The sequence below is a fragment of the Haloarcula sp. MBLA0163 genome (assembly GCF_055632435.1).
Genome location: NZ_CM145745.1, coordinates 1,515,192 through 1,534,742, shown reverse-complemented (window position 1 = coordinate 1,534,742; position 19,551 = coordinate 1,515,192). Strand labels below are relative to the sequence as shown.

The window sequence follows — 19,551 nt, the reverse complement described above, 5'->3', positions numbered from 1 at the left end:
ACGTTACTCCTCCTTGGCCCAGTCGAGGGACTTCTCGACGGCGTCGTCCCAGCGGCTGTAGAGCTTGTCCACTTCCTCGGCCTCCTTCTCGGGGCTGAACTCGCGGTCGATCTGCCAGTTGTCGCGGAGCTCGTCCACGGTGTCCCAGTAGCCGACGGCCAGACCGGCGGCGTAGGCGGACCCGAGCGCGGTCGTCTCGTCGACCTCCGGACGGGCGATGTCCGTCTGGATGATGTCGGACTGCAGCTGACAGAGGAAGTTGTTCTTGACCGCACCGCCGTCGACGCGCAGCGACGTCGTCTCGACGCCGGAGTCGGCCTCCATGGCCTCTGCGACGTCGCGCGTCTGGTACGCGATGGATTCGAGGGTGGCACGGACGATGTGCTCCTTCCGGGTCCCACGCGTCATGCCGACGATGGTCCCGCGGGCGCGGCCGTCCCAGTGGGGGGCCCCGAGACCCGTGAAGGCCGGCACCATGTAGACGCCGTCGGTCGAGTCGACCGAGCGGGCGAGTTCCGCCGTCTGGGCGGCGTTGTTGATGAGGTCGACGTCCTCCAGCCACTCGATGGCGGCGCCGGTGATGAAGATGGCGCCCTCCAGCGCGTACTGGACGGGTTCGCCGGACATCTGGAAGCCGATGGTCGTCAGCAGGCCGTGGTCGGACTTGACGGCCTCGGTCCCGGTGTTCATCAGGTAGAACGACCCGGTGCCGTACGTGTTCTTCGCGTCACCCTCGTCGAAACAGGTCTGACCGAACAGCGCGGCCTGCTGGTCGCCCAGCGCACCGGCGACGGGAATCTCCTCGCCGAGGAAGCCGTCGGGGTCGGTGGTCCCGTAGTAGTCCTCGTCGGAGGACGGGCGGACCTCCGGCACCATGGACTCGGGGACGCCGAACTCGTCGAGGAGGTCGTCGTCCCACTCGAGGTCCCGGATGTTGTACAGCATCGTCCGCGACGCGTTGGTGACGTCGGTGATGTGGTTCCCGGTGAGGTTGTAGATGAGCCACGTGTCGATGGTCCCCATCATGAGCTCGCCGGCCTCGGCGCGGTCCTGCAGGTCCTCCCCACGGGAGCTCTGCATCTTCAGCGGCTCGGCGTTCTCGAGGATCCACTCGGTCTTCGTCGCCGAGAAGTACGCGTCACACTCGAGGCCGGTCTTCTCGCGGATCTCCTCGACCTTGCCGGCCTCCTGGATCTCCTCGACGCGGTCGGTCGTCCGGCGGTCCTGCCAGACGAGCGCGTTGTGGACCGGCTTGCCGGTCTCCTCGTCCCACACGACCGTCGTCTCTCGCTGGTTCGTGATGCCCAGCGCCTCCAGCTGACTGGCGTCGAGGCCCGCCTCGTCGAGGCCCCGGGTGACGACTTCCTGCGTGTTCTCCCAGATCTCGAGCGGGTCGTGTTCGACCCAGCCGGGCTCCGGGTAGATCTGTTCGTGCTTCTCGTACGCGTTGGCGACGACCTGACCGCTGTGGTCGAATACCATGAACCGCGTACCGGTCGTACCTTGGTCGATCGAGCCGACGTATGTGTCTGCCATTGGTGTGTTCTCCGTTCGGGCGAGTCTTGTTTATCCAAGACCCCGCCTTGTGAGTAAACAATATAGTGAATCATTATAAAGATTACTCACGACGGCCGACCGCAGATAAAAAATACGAAACGATTGTTCTTTCAGTTTCTAGCGTACGTTCGGAGCCGTTTCTCCACCTGTTCGTTGACGCGTGCCAACTCCTCGTCGACCTGCTCGACGTTCGTAATGTGTCCGATACCCTCCTCTATCACCGTTCGTACCGTGTCGAACGGGCCGATCTGTGCTCCGCGTGTCGCCGTCGTGTCCGTCGTGGCGACCAGCTGGTCGAACGCGGTGGCGTAATGCGGGTTCCGTTCGAACCATCCGTCAGCGCGGAGCTCCGGAATCGCCGCCTCGTGGACCGGGAAGTATCCCGTCTCCCGGTGCCACCGCATCTGCTGGGCCGGCTCGGTGAGCCACGTGAGGAACTGCCCGACCGCGTCCCGCGTCGCACGGGGTACCCCGTCGCTGACCCAGAGCGACGCCCCGCCGACGAGGACGCCGGTCCGTTCGTCCTCGACCGGGAGCATCCCCGTTCCGACGTCGAAGTCGGCACCGGATTCGATGGCCTGCAACGACGACGAGGACCCGACGAGCATCGCGGCGTCGCCCGCGTGGAAGGCGGTTCGGGCCTCCCCGCGGGCCTCGATACCGGGGTCGAGATAGAGGCCGTCCTCCTCCATGCCGACCCACCACTCGACGAGCGACCGGCCGAACTCGTCGTCGAGATACGCCGATTTGGGTACCCCGGCGCGGCCGTTGTCCGCGTCGACCAGCAGCTCGTCGGCCTCGGCGAACCACTGTTCGAGGAACCACGAGTAGTTCGCGAACGTGATGCCGTAGTCCACACCACTCCGGGCGACGAGTCGCTCGGCGGCGCTCCGGACCGCCTCGAACGTCTTCGGCGGTGCGTCGGGGTCCAGTCCCGCCGCACGGAACGCGTCGCGGTTGTACGCGAGGACCGGGTTCGAGGCGTTGAACGGCAGCGACTGCAACTGCCCGTCCATGCGGTAGTAGTTCGACACCGGGTCGACGAGCGAGTCGACGTGGTCCGCGGGCAGCAGCCGTTCGACCGGCACGAAGTGCCCGCTCTCGCGTGCGCGCGTACTGCCTATCTCGAACACCTGCGCCACGGTGGGGCCGTCTCCGGCGGCCGCGGCCTCGAGCGTCGCGTCGAGCGTCCCGCGGTAGCTCCCCTTCGAGGTCAGCGAGACCCTGATGCCCTCGGTCTGGGACTCGAACTCGTCGGCGAGGGATTCGAGCAACAGCGCCTTCTCACCGCCCATCGCGTGCCAGAACTCCACGACCGTCTCGTCGCCCTTCGCCGACGCCCCTGCCCCGGCGAGTTCGAACCGGTCGAGCGTGCGCTCCAGCGAGTCGGCCCGTTCCGTGAGCGTCGAGACGCGGGTCGACACCTCCGCCAGTTCCGTCGTCTGCTCCTGTGCGGCGTCGGCCGCCGTGTCGGCCTCCGACGCGGTCCGGTCGCTTATCTCGCCCACTTCGTCGACCATCGAGACGACCTCCTGGGTCGATTGGGCCTGCGAGTCGGTCGCGTCGTCTATCTCCTGGACGCTCGCGTCCACGTCGTCCACGCGCCGGACCACGGCGTCGAGTTCGTCGAGGGCCCGGTCGACGGCCTCGTGCGTGCTCTCGACGGTGCTGCGGGTGTGTCGCATCTCCGCGACCGCCGTGTCGGCCTGGTCGTGGACCCTGTCGATGGAGGTTGCTATCTCGTCGGTCGCCCGCTTCGTCTCGCTGGCGAGGGTCTTCACCTCGTCGGCGACGACGGTGAACCCGTCGCCCTCGGACCCGGCGCGGGCGGCCTCGATGTTGGCGTTGAGCGCCAGTATGTTGGTCTGGTCCGCGACGTCGGTGATGAACTCGACGATGTCCTCGATGTCCGTCATGCGGTCGTTCAGCCGTTCGACCTTCTGGGCCGTCTCCTCGGCGTGGCTCGTCAGCTGGTCGAGCTCCGCCATCGCGTCGCCGGCGGCCTCCTGTGCGGTCGAGCCCCGACGACTCGCCTCCTCGGAGGTGTCGGCCACCTCGTTGGCCGAGGCGGCGATCTCCTCGATGGTGGCAGAGAGGCTCCGCATCTCGTCCGAGATGTCCCGGATGCGGTCACGCTGTGTCCGCGACCCGGCCGATATCTCGTCGACGGCCTCGCTGACGTCCCTGCTGGAGCCCTTGACGCTGTCGATGCGGTCGTCGACGCGTTCGGTCGCCGAGGACACCTGCTCGCTGAACGAGGCCACCCGGTCGACCGTCTCGCGCCACTCCGCGACGAGGTCCTCGTACGCGTCGTAGAGGTCCGCCGCGCGGTCGGTCGGCGGTGAGCCTGGCGTCGCCGTCAGGTCTCCCGACGCGTTCACCGCCGCGACGTCGGCCAGCCGGTCGACGGCCGATTCGAGCTCGGTCCGTCTGGACCGCTCGGCGGCGAGTTCGCGTTCGAGACGCGCGATCTCGGCGGCCGCGTCGTCCTGCTCGTCCGGCGTGTCGGGGGCCGCCGTCCGTCCGTCCGGGCTCGCGTTCGAATCCTGTGTGTCTCCGTCGGGGGCACGGTCCGTCGTTCCGCCGTCGGGTTCGACGGTGGAGTCGTCCGCGAACGGGTTCCACCCGCTCATACTGTCCCCCGGTCCGTCGCTCGTGTGCTATCATGTCAATCCGTGTCCCCCTAATCGCACATAATCGTACATAGTAGTTACTGAAACCCCCCAAACCATCAGTAACTGGGTGGCAATCTCCGTTCTCAGCTTCTGACTTCCGCTCTATCTGCATATATTAGCCGTTTCAGCGTGGGCAAAGGCCCATAACCGCCAAAACGTCAGAAAATTATGGCTACCGTGACCATGACTCACACGATAGGCCGGACAATCATGATTACCAATAAAATTTACTGGCGAACCCCGGTTCAACGGTAAAATAAAGTGGATGCGCTCCAAAGCGCACGTATAACAGATGGCATCGACACCACACATCGCCGTCATCGGCGGCGGTTCGACCGGCGTGGGCATCGCCCGAGACCTCGCGATGCGAGGGCTCGACGTCACACTCGTCGAGCAGGGGAACCTCACGCACGGGACGACCGGCCGGATGCACGGGCTGCTCCACAGCGGCGGGCGGTACGCCGTCTCCGACCAGGCCAGCGCCACGGAGTGTATCGAAGAGAACCGCGTCCTGCGGGACATCGCCAGCCACTGCGTCGAGATGACCGGCGGGATGTTCGTCAAGCGCCCCGAGGACTCCGAGGAGTACTTCCAGGAGAAGCTACAGGGGTGCAAGGAGTGTGGTATCCCGGCGGAGGTCGTCTCCGGGGCGGAGGCCCGGCAGATGGAGCCACACCTCGCGAAAGACGTCGAGAAGGCGATAACGGTCCCCGACGGCGCGATAGACCCCTTCCGGCTGGTCGTCGCGAACGCCGCCAGCGCTCAGGAACACGGCGCGCGCATCGAGACGCACTCGAAGGTGACGGACCTCCTCGTCGAGGACGACGAAGTGGTCGGTCTGGAGGTCGAACACGACTCTGGCCCGGGCAAGCGGGTCCACGGGACTGCGGGCGGCACCGAGGAGATCCGCGCCGACTACGTCGTCAACGCGACGGGTGCGTGGGCGGGCCGCATCGGCGACATGGCCGGCGTCGACATCGCCGTCCGCCCCTCGAAGGGCGTCATGACCATCATGAACGTCCGGCAGGTGGACACGGTCATCAACCGCTGTCGGCCGAAGGGCGACGCCGACATCGTGGTCCCCCACGAGACGACGGCCATCCTCGGGACGACGGACGAGGAGGTCGAGGACCCCGAGGACTACCCCGAGGAGCAGTGGGAGGTCGACCTGATGATAGAGACGCTCTCGGAACTGATTCCGATGCTCGAAGAGGCCCGCACCATCCGCTCGTTCTGGGGCGTCCGCCCGCTGTACGAACCGCCGGACGTGGGCAGCGAGGACCCGACCGACATCACGCGCGACTTCTTCCTGCTGGACCACGACGAGCGCGACGACCTGCCGGGGATGACCAGCATCGTCGGCGGGAAGTTCACCACCTACCGCATGATGGGCGAGCAGATATCCGACCACGTCTGCGGGAAGTTCGGCATCGACGCCGACTGTCGGACCGCCGACGAACCGCTGCCCGGCAGCGAGGACTTCTCCGTCCTCCGGGACTACATGGACGAGTTCGGCCTCCGGTCGCCCATCGGCCGCCGGAGCGTCGAGCGGCTCGGCTCCCGGGCCGACGAGGTGCTCAAGACCGACGGCCCCAACCCGACGGTCTGTGAGTGCGAGGGCGTCACCCGCGCCGAGATTCAGGACGCCATCTCTCAGTCGGGGTCGGACCTCAACGCCGTCCGCATCCGCACCCGCGCCTCGATGGGCAACTGTCAGGGCGGTATCTGCACGCATCGGATGGCCAGCGAACTCCACGGCGAGTACGACGAGGGCGTCGTCCGCGACGCCTGGGACGAACTCCTACAGGAGCGCTGGAAGGGCCAGCGTCACGCCCTCTGGGGCGAACAGCTCTCGCAGGCGGCGCTGAACTACGCGCTGCACGCGACGACCCAGAACCGCGACAACGACCCCGCCGGAGGGGACCCGGTCGACTTCGCCGCCTTCGACACGGGGGTCGACCACACCGGCGACTCGGGCGCGGCCGACGTCGCCGCCGACGGAGGGACGCCCGATGGCGATTGAGTCGGAGGTCCTCGTCGTCGGTGGCGGCCTCGCTGGCCTCTCCAGCGCCCTCGCGGCCGCCCGTGACGGCGCCGACGTCCGCCTAGTCTCCTACAAGCAGAGCACGCTCCGGCAGGCGTCCGGGTTGGTCGACCTCCTCGGATACACGCCCGAGGGCGAGGGGCCACTGACCGACCCGTACGCCGCGATGGCCGACCTGCCGGCCTCACACCCGTACCGGACCGTCGGCGTCGAGACCGTCAGGGAGGCGATGGATATGTTCGACGCGGTCAGCAGGTACGAGGGCGGCCACACCGACACCAACGCCCTCCTGCCCACCCACGGCGGGAGCATCAAACCCACCGCCCGCTACCCGCGCGGCGCGGCGGCGGGGCTGGCGAGCGACGACCGAAACACCCTGCTGGTCGGCATCGAGGCCATGACGGACTTCGACGCGCCACACGTCGCCGACCACCTCGAGGCCGTCGGCGTCCCGTTCGACGTGCGCGGCGAGACCATCCGGTTCCCGGGCGACCTGCGGGCGGACGCGAAGGTCACCCGCTACGCGAAACTGCTGGACACGAACGGCGATGTGGCGGTGCGCGGCCGAAAGGTCCCGGCACGCGAGGCCCTCGCTCAGCGCGTGAACCCGCTGGTCGAGGACGCGGAGCGCGTCGGCTTCCCGGCGATTCTGGGCGACGACAATCCCGGTGCCATCCGGGACGCCCTCGGCGACCAGATGGGCGTCGACGTGTTCGAGGTGCCGATGGGGCCGCCGTCCCTGCCGGGCCTCCGACTCGAGGACAAGCTGTTCGAGGCGCTCGACGAGAGCGGTGCCAGTTTCGAGACTGGCAACCCCATCGTCGACTTCGACGGCGACGGGCACGTCGAGCGGGTCTTCATGGAGAAGAACGGCGCCCGCATTCCGCTCTCGGCCGACCAGTACATTCTCGCGACCGGCGGCCTCGTCGGGAAGGGCGTCGAGTCCGACCGCGAGGGCGTCAGCGAACCCGTCTTCGACTGCCACGTCCCTCACAGCGACGACCGGTACGACTGGTTCGACACCGACGTCTTCGGCGACCACCCGTTCGCCGGGTTCGGCGTCGAGACGGACGACGACCTGCGACCGCTGTCCGCTGACGGCGACGTGGAGTTCGACAATCTGCGCGCCGCCGGGAGCGTCCTCGGCGGCTACGACTTCGCGGCGGAGAAGTCCGGAAGCGGCGTCTCGATTGCGACAGGCTACGCGGCGGGCACGAGCGCCGCAGCGGAGGTACGATGAGCGACGCACAACCTACAGACTTCGACCCAGTGGAACCGAACACGGGCGAGGACTTCGAACCGGTCGAGGTGTTCCCCGACAGCGACGACTTCGACCTGCGACCGGGCGCGGACTCCTGCTACAAGTGCTCGGTCTGTGATACGAACTGTCCGGTGGCGGAGGTCGACGACGACTTCCCCGGGCCGAAGTTCCAGGGGCCCGAGCAGTGGCGCCTGAAGCAGACCGACGACGACTACGAGATAGACGACTCGGTGATGTCCTGTTCGAACTGCATGCGCTGTGACTCGGCGTGTCCCTCGGGCGTGCCGCTGAGTCAGATGCACAACACCGCCCGTGGGGAGTACGTCGAGGAGCAGATGGACAAACTGTCCGTCGAGTACGTCCGCAACCGCGTCCTCTCGAACTACCGCCTGTCGGCGAGCCTCGCCAGCAAGGTGCCACGGCTGGCGAACTTCGCCATGAACTTCGGGCCCGCCCGCTGGCTGATGGAGAAGACCATGGGCGTCACGAGCGAGCGTGACTTCCCCGAGTTCGCCCAGCAGACCTTCCGCCAGTGGTGGGCGGCCCGCGGTGGTGCCGACGCCTCCAGAGCGAACGCCGTCGAGAGCCGCGAGCGCCGCGGCGAACCGACCGACGCCGACAAGAAGGTGGCGTACTTCCACGGCTGTTACTCCAACTACAACACGCCGGAGGTCGGCAAGGCGATGGTCCACGTCTTCGAGCACTTCGGCTACGAGGTCGTCGCCCCCGAGCAGAAGTGCTCGGGGACGCCGATGTTCGCCAACGGGATGCTGGACGACGCCCGCCGGCACGCCGAGGTGAACGTCTCCTCGATGTCGGACCTCGTCGACGAGGGGTACGACGCCATCGCGTCCTGCACCTCCTGTTCGATGGCGCTCAGACAGGAGTACCCCGAGCTGTTCGACATCGACGGCATCGAAGACGTCGCGTCGAACACCTACGAGGCAATCGAGTACCTCCGCATCCACGAGGACGTCAAGGGCGAGATAGAGTCTGCCGAAGTGTCGGGGGAACTGGCCGAGGAGTTCGCCTACCACGCGCCGTGTCACGCCCGTAATCAGGGCCTCGAACGGCAGGCCGTGGAACTGTTCCGCGACCTGGACGGCGTCGGCGTCGAGGACGTCGGCGACTCCTGTTCTGGTATCTCCGGCACCTACGGCTGGAAGGAGGAGAAGTACGAGAAGTCCATGGAGATCGGCGACGAGATGTTCGAACACATGGAACACGCAGAGGGCGAGACCGGCATGACCGAGTGTCCCACCTGTGCGATGCAGATGGAACACGGCACCGGCTACGAGATCCGCCACCCCCTCGAACTCGTCGAGGCAGCCGTCGTCGAGTAACCCACCCGCTCGGTCCGTCCGCAGTCGGGCACCGAAGCGCTACCGCCGTCGCTCCCGGTTCGGCTTCTCACGCACGTTCCGGCAACTCCCAGCGACCGCCCCGGCCACGAGCCCCGGAGCGAAGCCGTGGCTATGGACAGACACGGAACCGCGAGAGAACGTCGGAAAGCGCCTTATTCGCCGCGGACGAAGGTGACCGGGCACGGCGCGTTGAGCATGACCTCCTGTGCGGTCGACCCGAAGACGGCCTTGCCGGTCGGGGAGCGCTTGCGGCCACCGACGACGACGAGGTCCGCACCGGTCTCCTCGGCGAGGTCGACGATCTGCTCGCCGTGGTTCCCGACGGCGCCACGGACGCTGATGGAGATGTCGGCGTCGCCGAGTCGCTTCTCCAGCTCTCGGACCGTCGTGTGTCGGTCGGCCACCTCGTCGACGTCGGCCTCCGCGGCGGAGGCGAACTCCAACCGGTCGACGACGTTGTCGTACTCGTCTTCGGTGAACACGTGGCCGATGACGACTTCCGCCCCGGTCGGTCCGGCGATGTCGCTCACCGTCTCGGCGAGCTGGTCGATACGGTCCTTGTCGTTCGGCCCGACCGCGAGGAGAATCTTCTGGATTGCCATAGCGGCTGTCCAAGTGGAACCACAGTAAATGCTTCGGTGGATACTACAGGTGTTGTTACTGAGTGCCGAGCGGCGACGGGGGAACCGGACCGGTTATCCGGTGTTCTTCATCCCGGCCGCGATACCCTGGACCGTCAGTCGCAGGGTGCGTTTCTCCGTCTCGGTCAGGTGCGACTGGGCGAGCAGCCGGACCTGCAGGAGGTTGAGCGGGTCGACGTAGGGGTTCCGGCGCTCGAGGTTCTGTTCCAGCCAGTCGCGGGCGAGGAGGCCGTCCCGACCGGCGATGTCGAGGATGAGGTCGACCGTCTCCTCGTACTCGGACTTGATGCGCGGGAAGATGCGCTCGCGGAGGTCGTCGTCGGCGAGGTCGGCGTACTGCTCGGCGATGTCCATCTCCGTCCGGGCGAGCGCGAGCGACGCGTTGTCTATCTTCGTGCGGAAGAACGGCCACTCCTCGTACATCTGCTGGAGCGTCTCGACGTCGCCACCGTCCTCCAGGTAGGCGTTCAGCCCGGTCGCGATGGAGTACCAGCCGGGGATGATACAGCGCGCCTGGGTCCACGAGAACACCCACGGGATGGCCCGCAAGTCGTCGACGCTGCGGTCCTCGCTCCGGGAGGCCGGGCGCGACCCCATGTTGAGGTTCTCGATGACGGTGATGGGCGTCGCCTGCTCGAAGTAGTCGACGAAGCCGTCCGTCTCCAGCAGGTCCTGGTACTCGTCACGGGCAGCGTCGGAGGCCGTCTCCATGGCCTCCATCCACTCGTCGGGGATCTCCTCGACGGGTTCGTGCATGGCGGTGTGCCGGGCACGGACCTGCGCGTTGAGCATCTGTTCGAGGTTCCGCTCCGCGATGTCGTGGTTGGCGTACTTCTCGGCGATGGCCTCGCCCTGCTCGGTGAACTTGATCTGGCCGGTCACCGTCTCGTTGGGCAGGGCCAGCATCGCGTCGTTCATCGGGCCGCCGCCGCGGGAGATGGAGCCACCGCGGCCGTGGAACAGCCGCATCTCCACGTCGTAGTCGTCGGTTATCGTCGCCAGTCGCTTCTGGTTGTTGTACAGCGACCAGTTGGCGGCGAGGAACCCGTTCTCCTTGTTGGAGTCCGAGTACCCGAGCATTATCTCCTGCACGCCGTTGCGGGCGTCCAGCGCCATCGAGTAGGCCTCGTTCTCGAACAGCGTCCCCATGATGCGCCGGGCGCCCGAGAGCGCGTACTCCGATTCGAGCAGTGGCACGATGTCGAGGCCGCAGTAGCCCGGCAGGTCGACGATGCCGACCTGGTCGGCGAGGAAGAGGACCTCCAGCACGTGGCTGGACTCCTCACACCAGCTGATAGCGTAGGTGTCGATGGCGTCGACGCCGAACTCGTTCTGCCAGTTCGCCGTCTCGCGGAACCGGCGGAGGACGCGGGTCGAGTCGTCCGAGAGGCCCTCGGTGTCCTCCATGTCGACGACGGTGCCGTCCTGCAGGATGGCCTCGGTGAGGAACTCGACGCGCTCGTCCTCGTCCATGCTCGCGTAGTCGATGCCCTGTCGCTCGACGGCCTCGGCGATGGCGTCGGTGTGCATCTTGCGGTGGTCCCGCAGGTCGAGGCTCGCGAGCGCGAAGCCGAACGTGTCGACCTTCCGGATCAGGGGGTCGACGTGGGACTCCGCGATGACGCCGGCGTCGTTCTGGCGGAGGCTGTCGGCGATGGCCCGGAGGTCCTTCAGGAGCTCCTCGGGGGCGTCGTAGCCGCCCTGTCGCACGTCGCTGACGCGCAGGACCGACTCGCGCATCAGCTTGAGCTTCTGGCGGTACGGCTCGTCGGGATAGCGCTCCTCGGCCTCGGTGGCGACGCCGGGCAGGCGCTCCTTGTGGTCGCTGAGTCGCTCGTCGAAGGTGGCGTCCGTCGAGATGTTCGACGCGTCCTGACTGAGGACGCCGGAGAGGGACTTCAGACGGTCGCGGTAGAGCGGGAGAATCGTGTCGCGCTGTCGTTCGAGCGTCTCCTCGGTGACCTCGGGCGTGACGAAGGGGTTGCCGTCGCGGTCGGACCCGGCCCACGAGCGGAACTCGTACAGCCGCGGCACGTCGATGTCCTCGGCGTACTCCTCGTCGATAGCGCGTTCGAGCTCGTCGTACACCTCGTCGATGACGTCGAACAGGACGTTCTCCAGGTACCACTGGACGTTCAGCGCCTCGTCCGTGACCTCAGGACGGCGGTCACGGACCTGCGGGGTCTGCCAGAGACTGGTGACCTCGGCGTCGAGGTCACGCTCGATGCGGGCCTCCTCGCGGTCGGTCAGGCGGACCTCGTCGAGCGCCTCGAGGTCGTTGGCGACCGAGCGGAGCTTGGCCTTGACGGTCTTCCGTCGGGCCTCGGTCGGGTGGGCGGTGAACGTCGGCTGGATGAGGACGTCGTCCAGGACGTCGCCCACTTCCTCGGCGTCGGCGCCGTGGTCGGAGAGCTTCTTCACGGCGTCGACGACGCTGTCCTCGAGGACGCCCTCCTGACTGCCCTCCCGGATCTCGCGCACCCGCTGGCGCTCCTCGGCGAGGTTGATGAGTTCGAAGTAGGTCGTGAAGGCGCGCGCGACGATGTCCTGCATCTCCGGGTTGAGGCGGTCGAGCGTCTCGCCGACCTCCGAGCGCGTGTCGGCGTCGCCACGCCGGTACTCGATTGAGGCGGTGCGGATCCGTTCGACTATCTCGAACGCCTCGGTCGACGATTGCGCCTCGAGGACGTCACCCAGGAGCTCGCCCAACTCACGGACGTCCTGGTTTATCTCTCTGGCGTGCAAAGTCATACCAGTCCTTCCCGAGTGGAGGCCTAAAACACTATTGAAACGGGGTGGGACGGCACCGCCGTCCTCTGTGTTCGTTCGTTATAGAATCACGGAACGTGCCCGTCGACGCCCCCGTTCCGACGTTCCGGTACGAGGCCGACCGTTCCGTTCCCGGATCGTGCTGGGTCCGTTCTATCACACACAAAGGAAGAATTGTTTATACGTATGGGGTATGGGATATGTAATAACGTGGCTATCCCATGATAGATATCGCCATGGACATGGAGCAGTACGACTGCCCGTTCATCGACACGACGGCAGACCATGGTGTCGCCTTCGCGGCGGTCCACTGGGAGTTCGACAGTGCGAACCGCGAACTCGAGACGCGGATGGTTGTCGAGGCGGACGACAGGGACGTGCTGGACGTCGGCCTCGACACCCTTCGGGACCACGGCAACATGAACGACGTCGCACTGCTCCGGCGCCAGGGGGAGGTGGCACAGATACGGACTGTCATCGACGAGACGGCGGCGATGTCGACGATACGGGACAACGGGGGGTACATCACCGGGCCGTTCCACATCGAGGCCGGCAGCGAGGTGTGGCACGTCGGGTTCGACAGGGGCCGGGACGCCGACGACACGCTCTCTGAGCTCGACCGCGACAACGAGTTCGACGTCATCGAACGCTCCGCCGAGAGCCTGCCGCGGTTACAGGACGTGGTCCAGAACGCGGGCGCGGCGATGACGCTCGTCGAGGGCTGTCGTGACCTCTCGGAGACGGAGCGCGAGACGCTGGAGGAGGCGGTCTCCTCGGGTTACTTCGAGAGCCCACGGGACACGACGCTTGGGTCGCTGGCCGAGGAGTTCGGCGTCTCCAAGCCGGCGGTGTCGAAGAACCTCCGGCGCGGGGAACGGAAGATGATAGAGCGCGCCGTCGAGGCGCTGGACGATATCGACTCCTGAGCGGCCGTCCGCGGCGTTAACATGTTAACGTCGGACACTATGGTCATCGTTCGTGTAGGTATCCGTGTATGAGAGACCATGTAACACGGCGTCGTGTGCTCGGGTCGCTCGGGGTCGGCATCGCCGGTCTCAGCGGCTGTGTGAGTGAAGACGGTGGCGACGGCGGCAGCGATGGCGGCAGCGACGGCGGCGACGGTACCTCCAGCATGACAGACGACGGCACTGCGACGGGCGACGGGTCGGACAGCACGCAATCGGTCAGCATCGGGATGCTCCAGCCGCTCTCCGGGGACCTCTCGTACTACGGCAAGCAGTCCCTCTGGGGGTTCCTCTCGGGACTCGCCTACAAGGCCGGCGAGGACCCGCCGACCGACGTCAGCACGGGACAGCTGTCGATGACCGTCGGCGACGTGGAGTACACTATCTACGTCCGGGACTCGGAGTTCGCCGCCGACACGGCCCAGACGGCGGCGACGAACCTCGTCGAGAACCAGGACGTGGACATGCTGGCCGGGTGTTCGTCGTCGGGGTCGGCCCGGCGGGTCATCAGTAACGTCGTCAACCAGGCCAGCGTCCCGATGATGGTCGGGCCGGCCGCCTCGGCCGGCATCACGGCCAACACCGACACGTGTAGCGACCTCGTGTTCCGTGCCAGCGAGAACACGGCGATGGACGCTCGCTCTGGCGGGAAGTACGTCGCCAACGAGACGGACGTCTCGAAGGTGTACCTGTTCGGTGCGGACTACTCCTTCGGTCGCGCCGTCGTAAACAACTACCAGACCGTCCTCGAGTCGGAGGGGGTCGACATCGTCGGCAAGCGATTCGTCGAGAGCGGCTACGCCGAGTGGGAGGGCCTGCTCGACAACGCCGAGGAGGCGGGCGCCGAGGGCGTCGTCGGCGGGTTCACCGTCGCGACGCTCCCGAGCATGTTCAACGCCTTCCTCTCGGGGGACTACTCCTACCGCGTCTTCGGCGGGTTCGCGACGCGTATCACCAACAGCGTCGTCGGCGGCACGATGCAGAGCGTGCTCGGGGAACCGCTGACGAAACAGAAGATACAGGACTCCCGTCTGGGGCCGTTCACGACCCGCTACCACTGGAACCAGTACGACAACGAGATAAACAACGCCTTCGTCGACAGCTACACCAGCGCCTACGGCGTCGTCCCAGACCTGTTCACGTCCGGGACGTTCACCGGGGCGTCGGCCATCCACCAGGCCATCACCGAGGGCGGGTCGACGGCCGGCGCCGACGTCGCCAGCGCCCTGAAGGGGATGACCGTCACCGACACGCCGAAGGGCGAGAACGGCTACACCTTCCAGGAGTACAACAACCAGGCCCGCTCGGCGATGACCGTCGCGAACCCCATCCCGACCACCGACGAGTGGGCCGACAAGTGGGGGGCGGCCATCATGCCCGGCCAGCTACTCACCCGCATCGGCGGGAGCGAGGCGACGATTCCCGCGGACAGCGACCAGATGGGTTGTTCGCTGTAACATGCTCCGCACGCGGGGACTGACCAAGGAGTTCGGCGGCCTCGTCGCCGTCGACGACGTCGACTTCGAACTCGGGTCGGAACTGTGCTCGCTCATCGGGCCCAACGGCGCCGGCAAGACGACGTTCTTCAACCTCCTGACGGGGGTGCTCGAACCGACCGTGGGCACCGTCGAACTCCGCCGTGACGATACGTGGGTGGACATCACCGACGCGTCGCCCCACGAGACGGCCCAGCGGGGCATCCACCGGTCGTACCAGGTGACGAACGTCTTCCCGAACTCGACGGTGCTGGAGAACGTCCGCATCGCCGAGCAGGCCGCGGGCGACGACTCGACGGCGCTCTGGCGCAACGTCGACCACTTCGAGGCGTACACGGAGCGGGCGTACGCGAAGCTCGACCGGGTCGGGCTCTCCGACCGGGCCGACGAACCGGCGAGCACGCTGAGCCACGGCGCCAAGCGGAAACTGGAGGTGGCCGTCGCGCTGGCCGGCGACCCGTCGGTCCTCCTGCTGGACGAACCGAACGCCGGCGTCTCCTCCGAGAGCGTCGACGAGGTCCGCGACCTCATCGAGGACGTGGCCGAGGACCACGCGGTCCTGCTGGTCGAACACAACATGGACATCGTGATGGACGTCTCAGAGCGGGTCGTCGTCCTCCACCAGGGCGCCGTCATCGCCGACGGCCCGCCCGAGGCGGTCCGGGCCGACCCGGAGGTGCAGTCGGCGTACCTCGGCGGTTACGAACCGGGCAGCCTCGACGACGGGACCGACACGGAGGACCCGGAGGGGGGTGTCGCGTGAGCCTACTCGAACTCGACGGCGTCCACGCCTACTACGGCGACAGCCACATCCTGGAGGGCGTCGACCTCTCGGTCGAGGCCGGCGAAGTGGTCGCGCTCGTCGGTCGCAACGGCGTGGGGAAGACGACGACGCTCCGCTCGATTCTCCAGTTGACCCCGCCCAGGACCGGCGAGATACGCTTCCGTGAGGAGTCGCTGGTCGGCCTCGAGACCCACGAGGTGGCCCAGCGAGGCGTCGGCTGGATTCCGGAGGACCGCCGCGTCTTCTCGCAGTTGACCGTCGAGGAGAACCTCCGGGCGGCGATTCCCGACGCCGACAGCGTCTCGGCGGGGTTGGCGCTCGCGTTCGACGCCTTCCCCATCCTCGAGGACCGGCGGGGACAGGACGCCGGGACGCTCTCGGGCGGCCAACAGCAGATGCTCGCCATCGCCCGCGGCCTCGTCGGCGAGAACGACCTGTTGCTCGTCGACGAGCCGAGCGAGGGCCTCGCCCCGCAGATAGTCGCCGACGTGGGCGAGGCGCTGTCGGCCGCCAGCGAGGACGCGACGATGCTCCTCGTCGAGCAGAACCTCCCGCTGGCGCTCGACCTCGCCGACCGGTTCTACATCGTCGACAACGGCCGCGTGGTCGACGACGGCGACGCCGACGCCGTCAGCGCGGACGACGAGCGGTTCAGGAGGTATCTCTCGGCATGATAGTCGAAGCGCTCGCGGACTTCCTCACGCTCTCGGAGCTCGGCAGCGTCGTCGTCCAGGGCCTCGCGAAGTCCGCCCTCTACGTGATGATAGCGAGCGGGCTGACCCTCATCTTCGGCCTGATGGGCGTGTTGAACTTCGCGCACGGGTCGCTGACGATGGTCGGCGCGTACCTCGGTGGGCTCGTCATGGTCCTCACCGTCAGCCAGTCGACCGGGGTGGTCGGCCGCCTCGGCCTCTTCTTCGTCGCCATCGTCCTCGTCTTCGGCGTGCTGACGCTGCTGGGCGGGACCATCGAGACGACGGTCATCCGGCCGCTGTACGACCGCCCGCCCATCTACCAGATTCTCCTGACGTTCGGGCTCACCCTGGTCGTCGACGAGATAGTCCGCATCGTGCTGGGCCTGTACGGGATGCAACCGCTCTCGGACTGGCAGGCGGCGCTGGCGACGAAACCGCAGTTGCTCCGCGAGCCGGCGGCGCTCGGACCCATCGAGGTCCGCTGGCTCTCGGTCTTCGAGATCCTGCTCGGCGTGCTCACCGTCGCCGCCATCTGGGCGTTCCTGACGCGCACGCGGTACGGACTGTACATCCGTGCCGGCAGCGAGGACTCCGAGATGGCGTCGGCGCTGGGCATCGACGTCCGACAGGTGTTCACCGTCGTCTTCGCGCTCGGCATCGGCCTGGCCGGGGCGGCCGGGACGCTCCTGATGTGGGACGTCGCGTGGGGCGCCAGCGTCCCCCTCGCCGCCGAGACGCTGTTGCCGGCGTTCATCGTCGTCATCGTCGGCGGCCTCGGCACCTTCCGCGGCACCGTCGTCGCCTCGCTCGTCGTCGGGATGACCGATTCGACGATGACGTGGTGGTTCCAGAACTACATCAGGTTCACAGGCCTCCCGGAACTGACACTGTTCCTCGTCCTCGTGGTCACGCTCATCGTGCGGCCACAGGGCCTCTTCGGCGTCGAGGAGGTGGGCGGCCATTAGCACCGACACCGACACCCAGTCCGCCGCCGTGACTGGGCTCGACTGGCCGACCGAGTACCTCCGTGCGCACCTGCCACACCTCGGTATCGTGGGCCTGCTGGCGCTGTACCCCTCCATCTACCACCTGCTGGCGGAGTCGCTGACCCTCTACGAGGCCGAGGTCCTCCTGCCGGGCGTCGAGACGATGACGGCCGTGCTGTACTTCGGCCTGTTCGCGATGTCGTTCGACTTCATCAGCGGCTACACCGGCTACCTCTCCTTCGGCCACGCGGCGTTCTACGGCACCGGCGCGTACACGGTCATCCTCGTGGCGAACGGGGCCGTGCCGCTGCTCGGACCGGGGACGCCGTTCGTCGTGTCGCTCCTGGTCGCCGGCCTGCTCGCGGTCCTCCTGGCGCTCGTCGTCGGCCTCGTCTCCTTCCGTCTCTCGGGCGTCTACTTCGCGATGATCACGCTCGGCTTCGCGCAGGTGCTGTACGTGTTCATCCGCGGGTGGGACTACGTCGCATCGAACCCGCGTGACGGCCCCTCGGTCGGGCCGACCCATCCCGACGGCTTCCAGATAGGCGTCCCCGGCGTCGACCAGTTGAACGTCGCTATCGGCGTCCTCACCGGCGACGAGGTGACGGTACTCGGCCACACGCTCTCGGGCACCGCCGTCTCCTACTACGCTATCGGCGCGGTGGTCCTGCTCTGTTACTTCGCCATGCAGCGCATCATCCACTCGCCGTTCGGCCGCGTGATGGTCGCCATCCGCGAGAACGAGGAACGCGCCGTGGCCATCGGCTACGACACCTACCGCTACAAGCTCGCGGCGTTCGCCGTCAGCGGCTTCTTCGCCGCCGTCGCCGGCGGACTGTTCGCCGGCTTCCGGCGCTCGGCGAGCCCCGAGAACTCCTTCTACTTCCTGACGACGGGTGACGCCCTCCTGGCGAGCATCATCGGCGGGTTCGGGACGCTGGCCGGGCCGCTGTTCGGTCGCCTGTTCGACGAGACGGTCCGGGAGTTCCTCTCGAAGTCGGGGCAGGGCGGCGGCCTGCTCCCCTACCTCCGGGCCGGCCTCGGCGAGGAGACGCTGGCGACCCCCGTCGTCGGCGATACGAGCCTCGGTGTGCTCATCGACACCCTGCTGAACGGCCACGCGAGCCTCTACGTCGGCATCGTGTTCGTCCTGTTCGTCCTCTACGTTCCCGACGGACTGCTGGGGACCGTCCGCCAGCGTGTCGGTGGGACGCTGGCCGACGTGTCGGCCGCCCGGTTCCGCGACGGGGCCGGCGGGAGCGAGAGCGCCGACGGCGCGACCGGAGGTGACGAGCAGTGACCGTCCACGTCACGGGCATGGGCACGTACGTCCCCGACGTGGTGCTCACCGGGGCGGATATCGCCGCCCGGACCGGCATCCCCGAGGACGTCGTCGTCGAGAAGATGGGTGTCCGGCAGAAACACGTCTGCCCGCCGGACGAGGACCACCCCGCGGAGATGTGCGTCGCCGCCGCCGAGGACGCACTCGCCGACGCGGGCCTCGACCCCGCCGACCTCGACGCCGTCCGGTACCACGGCAGCGAGTTCAAGGACTACGTCGTCTGGAACGCCGCCGCGGCCGTCGCCAACACGCTCGGCGCGGACGGGGCCTCGGCCACCGAGAGCTACGCCCTGTGTGCCGGTCTGCCGGTCGCACTGCGGGAGGCGCGGGCGCTGCTCGACGCCGACGCCGGGATGGAGCGTATCCTGCTGGTCGCCGCCAGTCGCGAGGAGGACCTCGTCGACTACGACGACCCCGACACCTCGTTCATGTTCAACTTCGGCAGCGGTGCGACGGCGCTGGTGCTCGAAGCCGACGCACCCGACCGCGCACTCGCTCGCGTCCGCGAGAGCGCCTCGCTGACCGACGGCAGCTTCAGCCAGGATGTGGTGATGCCGGCCGGCGGGACCCGTAGACCACCGAGCGAGGACTCGGTCGCGGACGGCGACCACGCGCTCCGGGTTCCGGACCACGAGCGGATGAAGCGCCGCCTCGGTGAGGTGAGCCTGCCCAACTTCAGGGAGGTGGCCGACGCGGCGCTCGATCGGTCGGGGTACGACCGCGAGGACGTCGACTTCGCCGCCATCACGCACATGAAGCGGTCGTTCCACGAGACCCTGTGCGAGGACTTCGGGCTCGGGCCCGACGACCACCTGTATCTGGACGAGTACGGCCACGTCCAGAGCTGTGACCAGGGTCTGGCGCTCGAGGCGGTCCGAGACGACCGCACGGCCGGCGACGTCGTCCTCTGTCTCGCCGCCGGAACCGGGTACACGTGGGCGGCCTCGGTGCTGGAGTGGTGTGGCTGACGAC

General features: G+C 67.5%; 14 protein-coding genes. 10 read left to right on the top strand and 4 right to left on the bottom strand.

The annotated features are described in order from the left end of the window. Window positions 1-3: 3 nt before the first annotated feature. Together glpK and ACV7GQ_RS08125 are read right to left on the bottom strand one after the other, a co-directional pair. A complete protein-coding gene (gene glpK, locus ACV7GQ_RS08130; RefSeq protein WP_470313010.1) occupies window positions 4-1,536 on the bottom strand; it encodes a glycerol kinase GlpK in 1,533 nt (510 codons plus the stop codon). A gap of 131 nt (window positions 1,537-1,667) precedes the next feature. Beyond that, the gene (locus ACV7GQ_RS08125; RefSeq protein WP_470313009.1) at window positions 1,668-4,190 is read right to left on the bottom strand and encodes an extracellular solute-binding protein; all 2,523 of its coding nucleotides are present in this window, start codon (window positions 4,188-4,190) and stop codon (window positions 1,668-1,670) included. A gap of 334 nt (window positions 4,191-4,524) precedes the next feature. On the opposite strand from ACV7GQ_RS08125, the gene glpA reads away from it, so the two are divergent. The 3 genes from glpA to ACV7GQ_RS08110 are packed head-to-tail and all read left to right on the top strand — an operon-like array spanning window position 4,525 to window position 8,880. Next, window positions 4,525-6,255, top strand: coding sequence for an anaerobic glycerol-3-phosphate dehydrogenase subunit GlpA (gene glpA / locus ACV7GQ_RS08120; RefSeq protein ID WP_470313008.1), 1,731 nt, complete (start codon window positions 4,525-4,527; stop codon window positions 6,253-6,255). After that, complete coding sequence (gene glpB / locus ACV7GQ_RS08115; protein WP_470313007.1) at window positions 6,245-7,516, top strand: glycerol-3-phosphate dehydrogenase subunit GlpB; 1,272 nt, start codon at window positions 6,245-6,247, stop codon at window positions 7,514-7,516. Before glpA ends, glpB begins: the two co-directional genes overlap by 11 nt. Beyond that, a complete protein-coding gene (locus ACV7GQ_RS08110; protein WP_470313006.1) occupies window positions 7,513-8,880 on the top strand; it encodes an anaerobic glycerol-3-phosphate dehydrogenase subunit C in 1,368 nt (455 codons plus the stop codon). The genes glpB and ACV7GQ_RS08110 overlap by 4 nt, the downstream gene beginning before the upstream one ends. Before the next feature lie 173 nt (window positions 8,881-9,053). On the opposite strand, the gene ACV7GQ_RS08105 is transcribed toward ACV7GQ_RS08110, so the two are convergent. Both ACV7GQ_RS08105 and ppc read right to left on the bottom strand, forming a co-directional pair. Further along, window positions 9,054-9,503 carry a universal stress protein gene (locus ACV7GQ_RS08105; protein ID WP_470313005.1) on the bottom strand — a complete coding sequence of 150 codons (450 nt, stop codon included), beginning with the start codon at window positions 9,501-9,503 and terminating at the stop codon, window positions 9,054-9,056. Between the two features lie 93 nt (window positions 9,504-9,596). After that, complete coding sequence (gene ppc, locus ACV7GQ_RS08100) at window positions 9,597-12,293, bottom strand: phosphoenolpyruvate carboxylase (RefSeq protein ID WP_470313004.1); 2,697 nt, start codon at window positions 12,291-12,293, stop codon at window positions 9,597-9,599. 239 nt (window positions 12,294-12,532) lie between these two features. Here ppc and ACV7GQ_RS08095 point away from each other — a divergent pair, with 239 nt between their 5' ends. The 7 genes from ACV7GQ_RS08095 to ACV7GQ_RS08065 all read left to right on the top strand — a co-directional run bounded on the left by ACV7GQ_RS08095 (window position 12,533) and on the right by ACV7GQ_RS08065 (window position 19,547). Next, on the top strand, window positions 12,533-13,237 hold the full coding sequence (locus ACV7GQ_RS08095; protein ID WP_470313003.1) for a helix-turn-helix domain-containing protein: 705 nt from the start codon (window positions 12,533-12,535) through the stop codon (window positions 13,235-13,237). 68 nt (window positions 13,238-13,305) lie between these two features. Beyond that, window positions 13,306-14,733 carry an ABC transporter substrate-binding protein gene (locus ACV7GQ_RS08090; protein ID WP_470313002.1) on the top strand — a complete coding sequence of 476 codons (1,428 nt, stop codon included), beginning with the start codon at window positions 13,306-13,308 and terminating at the stop codon, window positions 14,731-14,733. 1 nt (window position 14,734) lies between these two features. Beyond that, window positions 14,735-15,535, top strand: a complete 801-nt coding sequence (locus ACV7GQ_RS08085; RefSeq protein WP_470313001.1) for an ABC transporter ATP-binding protein — start codon at window positions 14,735-14,737, stop codon at window positions 15,533-15,535. After that, entirely contained in the window at window positions 15,532-16,230 is a 699-nt protein-coding gene (locus tag ACV7GQ_RS08080; RefSeq protein ID WP_470313000.1) for an ABC transporter ATP-binding protein, read from the top strand. The genes ACV7GQ_RS08085 and ACV7GQ_RS08080 overlap by 4 nt, the downstream gene beginning before the upstream one ends. Beyond that, on the top strand, window positions 16,227-17,216 hold the full coding sequence (locus ACV7GQ_RS08075; protein ID WP_470312999.1) for a branched-chain amino acid ABC transporter permease: 990 nt from the start codon (window positions 16,227-16,229) through the stop codon (window positions 17,214-17,216). The genes ACV7GQ_RS08080 and ACV7GQ_RS08075 overlap by 4 nt, the downstream gene beginning before the upstream one ends. Before the next feature lie 184 nt (window positions 17,217-17,400). Continuing rightward, window positions 17,401-18,537, top strand: coding sequence for a branched-chain amino acid ABC transporter permease (locus tag ACV7GQ_RS08070; protein ID WP_470313145.1), 1,137 nt, complete (start codon window positions 17,401-17,403; stop codon window positions 18,535-18,537). Beyond that, entirely contained in the window at window positions 18,534-19,547 is a 1,014-nt protein-coding gene (locus tag ACV7GQ_RS08065; protein ID WP_470312998.1) for a 3-oxoacyl-ACP synthase, read from the top strand. Before ACV7GQ_RS08070 ends, ACV7GQ_RS08065 begins: the two co-directional genes overlap by 4 nt. Window positions 19,548-19,551 lie beyond the last annotated feature (4 nt).

Bases quoted from the DNA above. Each gene is read 5' to 3' on its own strand.
- ppc (WP_470313004.1), bottom strand. From the start codon at position 12,293: ATGACTTTGCACGCCAGAGAGATAAACCAGGACGTCCGTGAGTTGGGC.
- glpB (WP_470313007.1), top strand. From the start codon at position 6,245: ATGGCGATTGAGTCGGAGGTCCTCGTCGTCGGTGGCGGCCTCGCTGGC.
- glpK (WP_470313010.1), bottom strand. From the start codon at position 1,536: ATGGCAGACACATACGTCGGCTCGATCGACCAAGGTACGACCGGTACG.
- ACV7GQ_RS08110 (WP_470313006.1), top strand. From the start codon at position 7,513: ATGAGCGACGCACAACCTACAGACTTCGACCCAGTGGAACCGAACACG.
- ACV7GQ_RS08105 (WP_470313005.1), bottom strand. From the start codon at position 9,503: ATGGCAATCCAGAAGATTCTCCTCGCGGTCGGGCCGAACGACAAGGAC.
- ACV7GQ_RS08095 (WP_470313003.1), top strand. From the start codon at position 12,533: ATGATAGATATCGCCATGGACATGGAGCAGTACGACTGCCCGTTCATC.
- ACV7GQ_RS08090 (WP_470313002.1), top strand. From the start codon at position 13,306: ATGAGAGACCATGTAACACGGCGTCGTGTGCTCGGGTCGCTCGGGGTC.
- ACV7GQ_RS08085 (WP_470313001.1), top strand. From the start codon at position 14,735: ATGCTCCGCACGCGGGGACTGACCAAGGAGTTCGGCGGCCTCGTCGCC.
- ACV7GQ_RS08125 (WP_470313009.1), bottom strand. From the start codon at position 4,190: ATGAGCGGGTGGAACCCGTTCGCGGACGACTCCACCGTCGAACCCGAC.
- ACV7GQ_RS08070 (WP_470313145.1), top strand. From the start codon at position 17,401: ATGACGGCCGTGCTGTACTTCGGCCTGTTCGCGATGTCGTTCGACTTC.
- ACV7GQ_RS08075 (WP_470312999.1), top strand. From the start codon at position 16,227: ATGATAGTCGAAGCGCTCGCGGACTTCCTCACGCTCTCGGAGCTCGGC.
- glpA (WP_470313008.1), top strand. From the start codon at position 4,525: ATGGCATCGACACCACACATCGCCGTCATCGGCGGCGGTTCGACCGGC.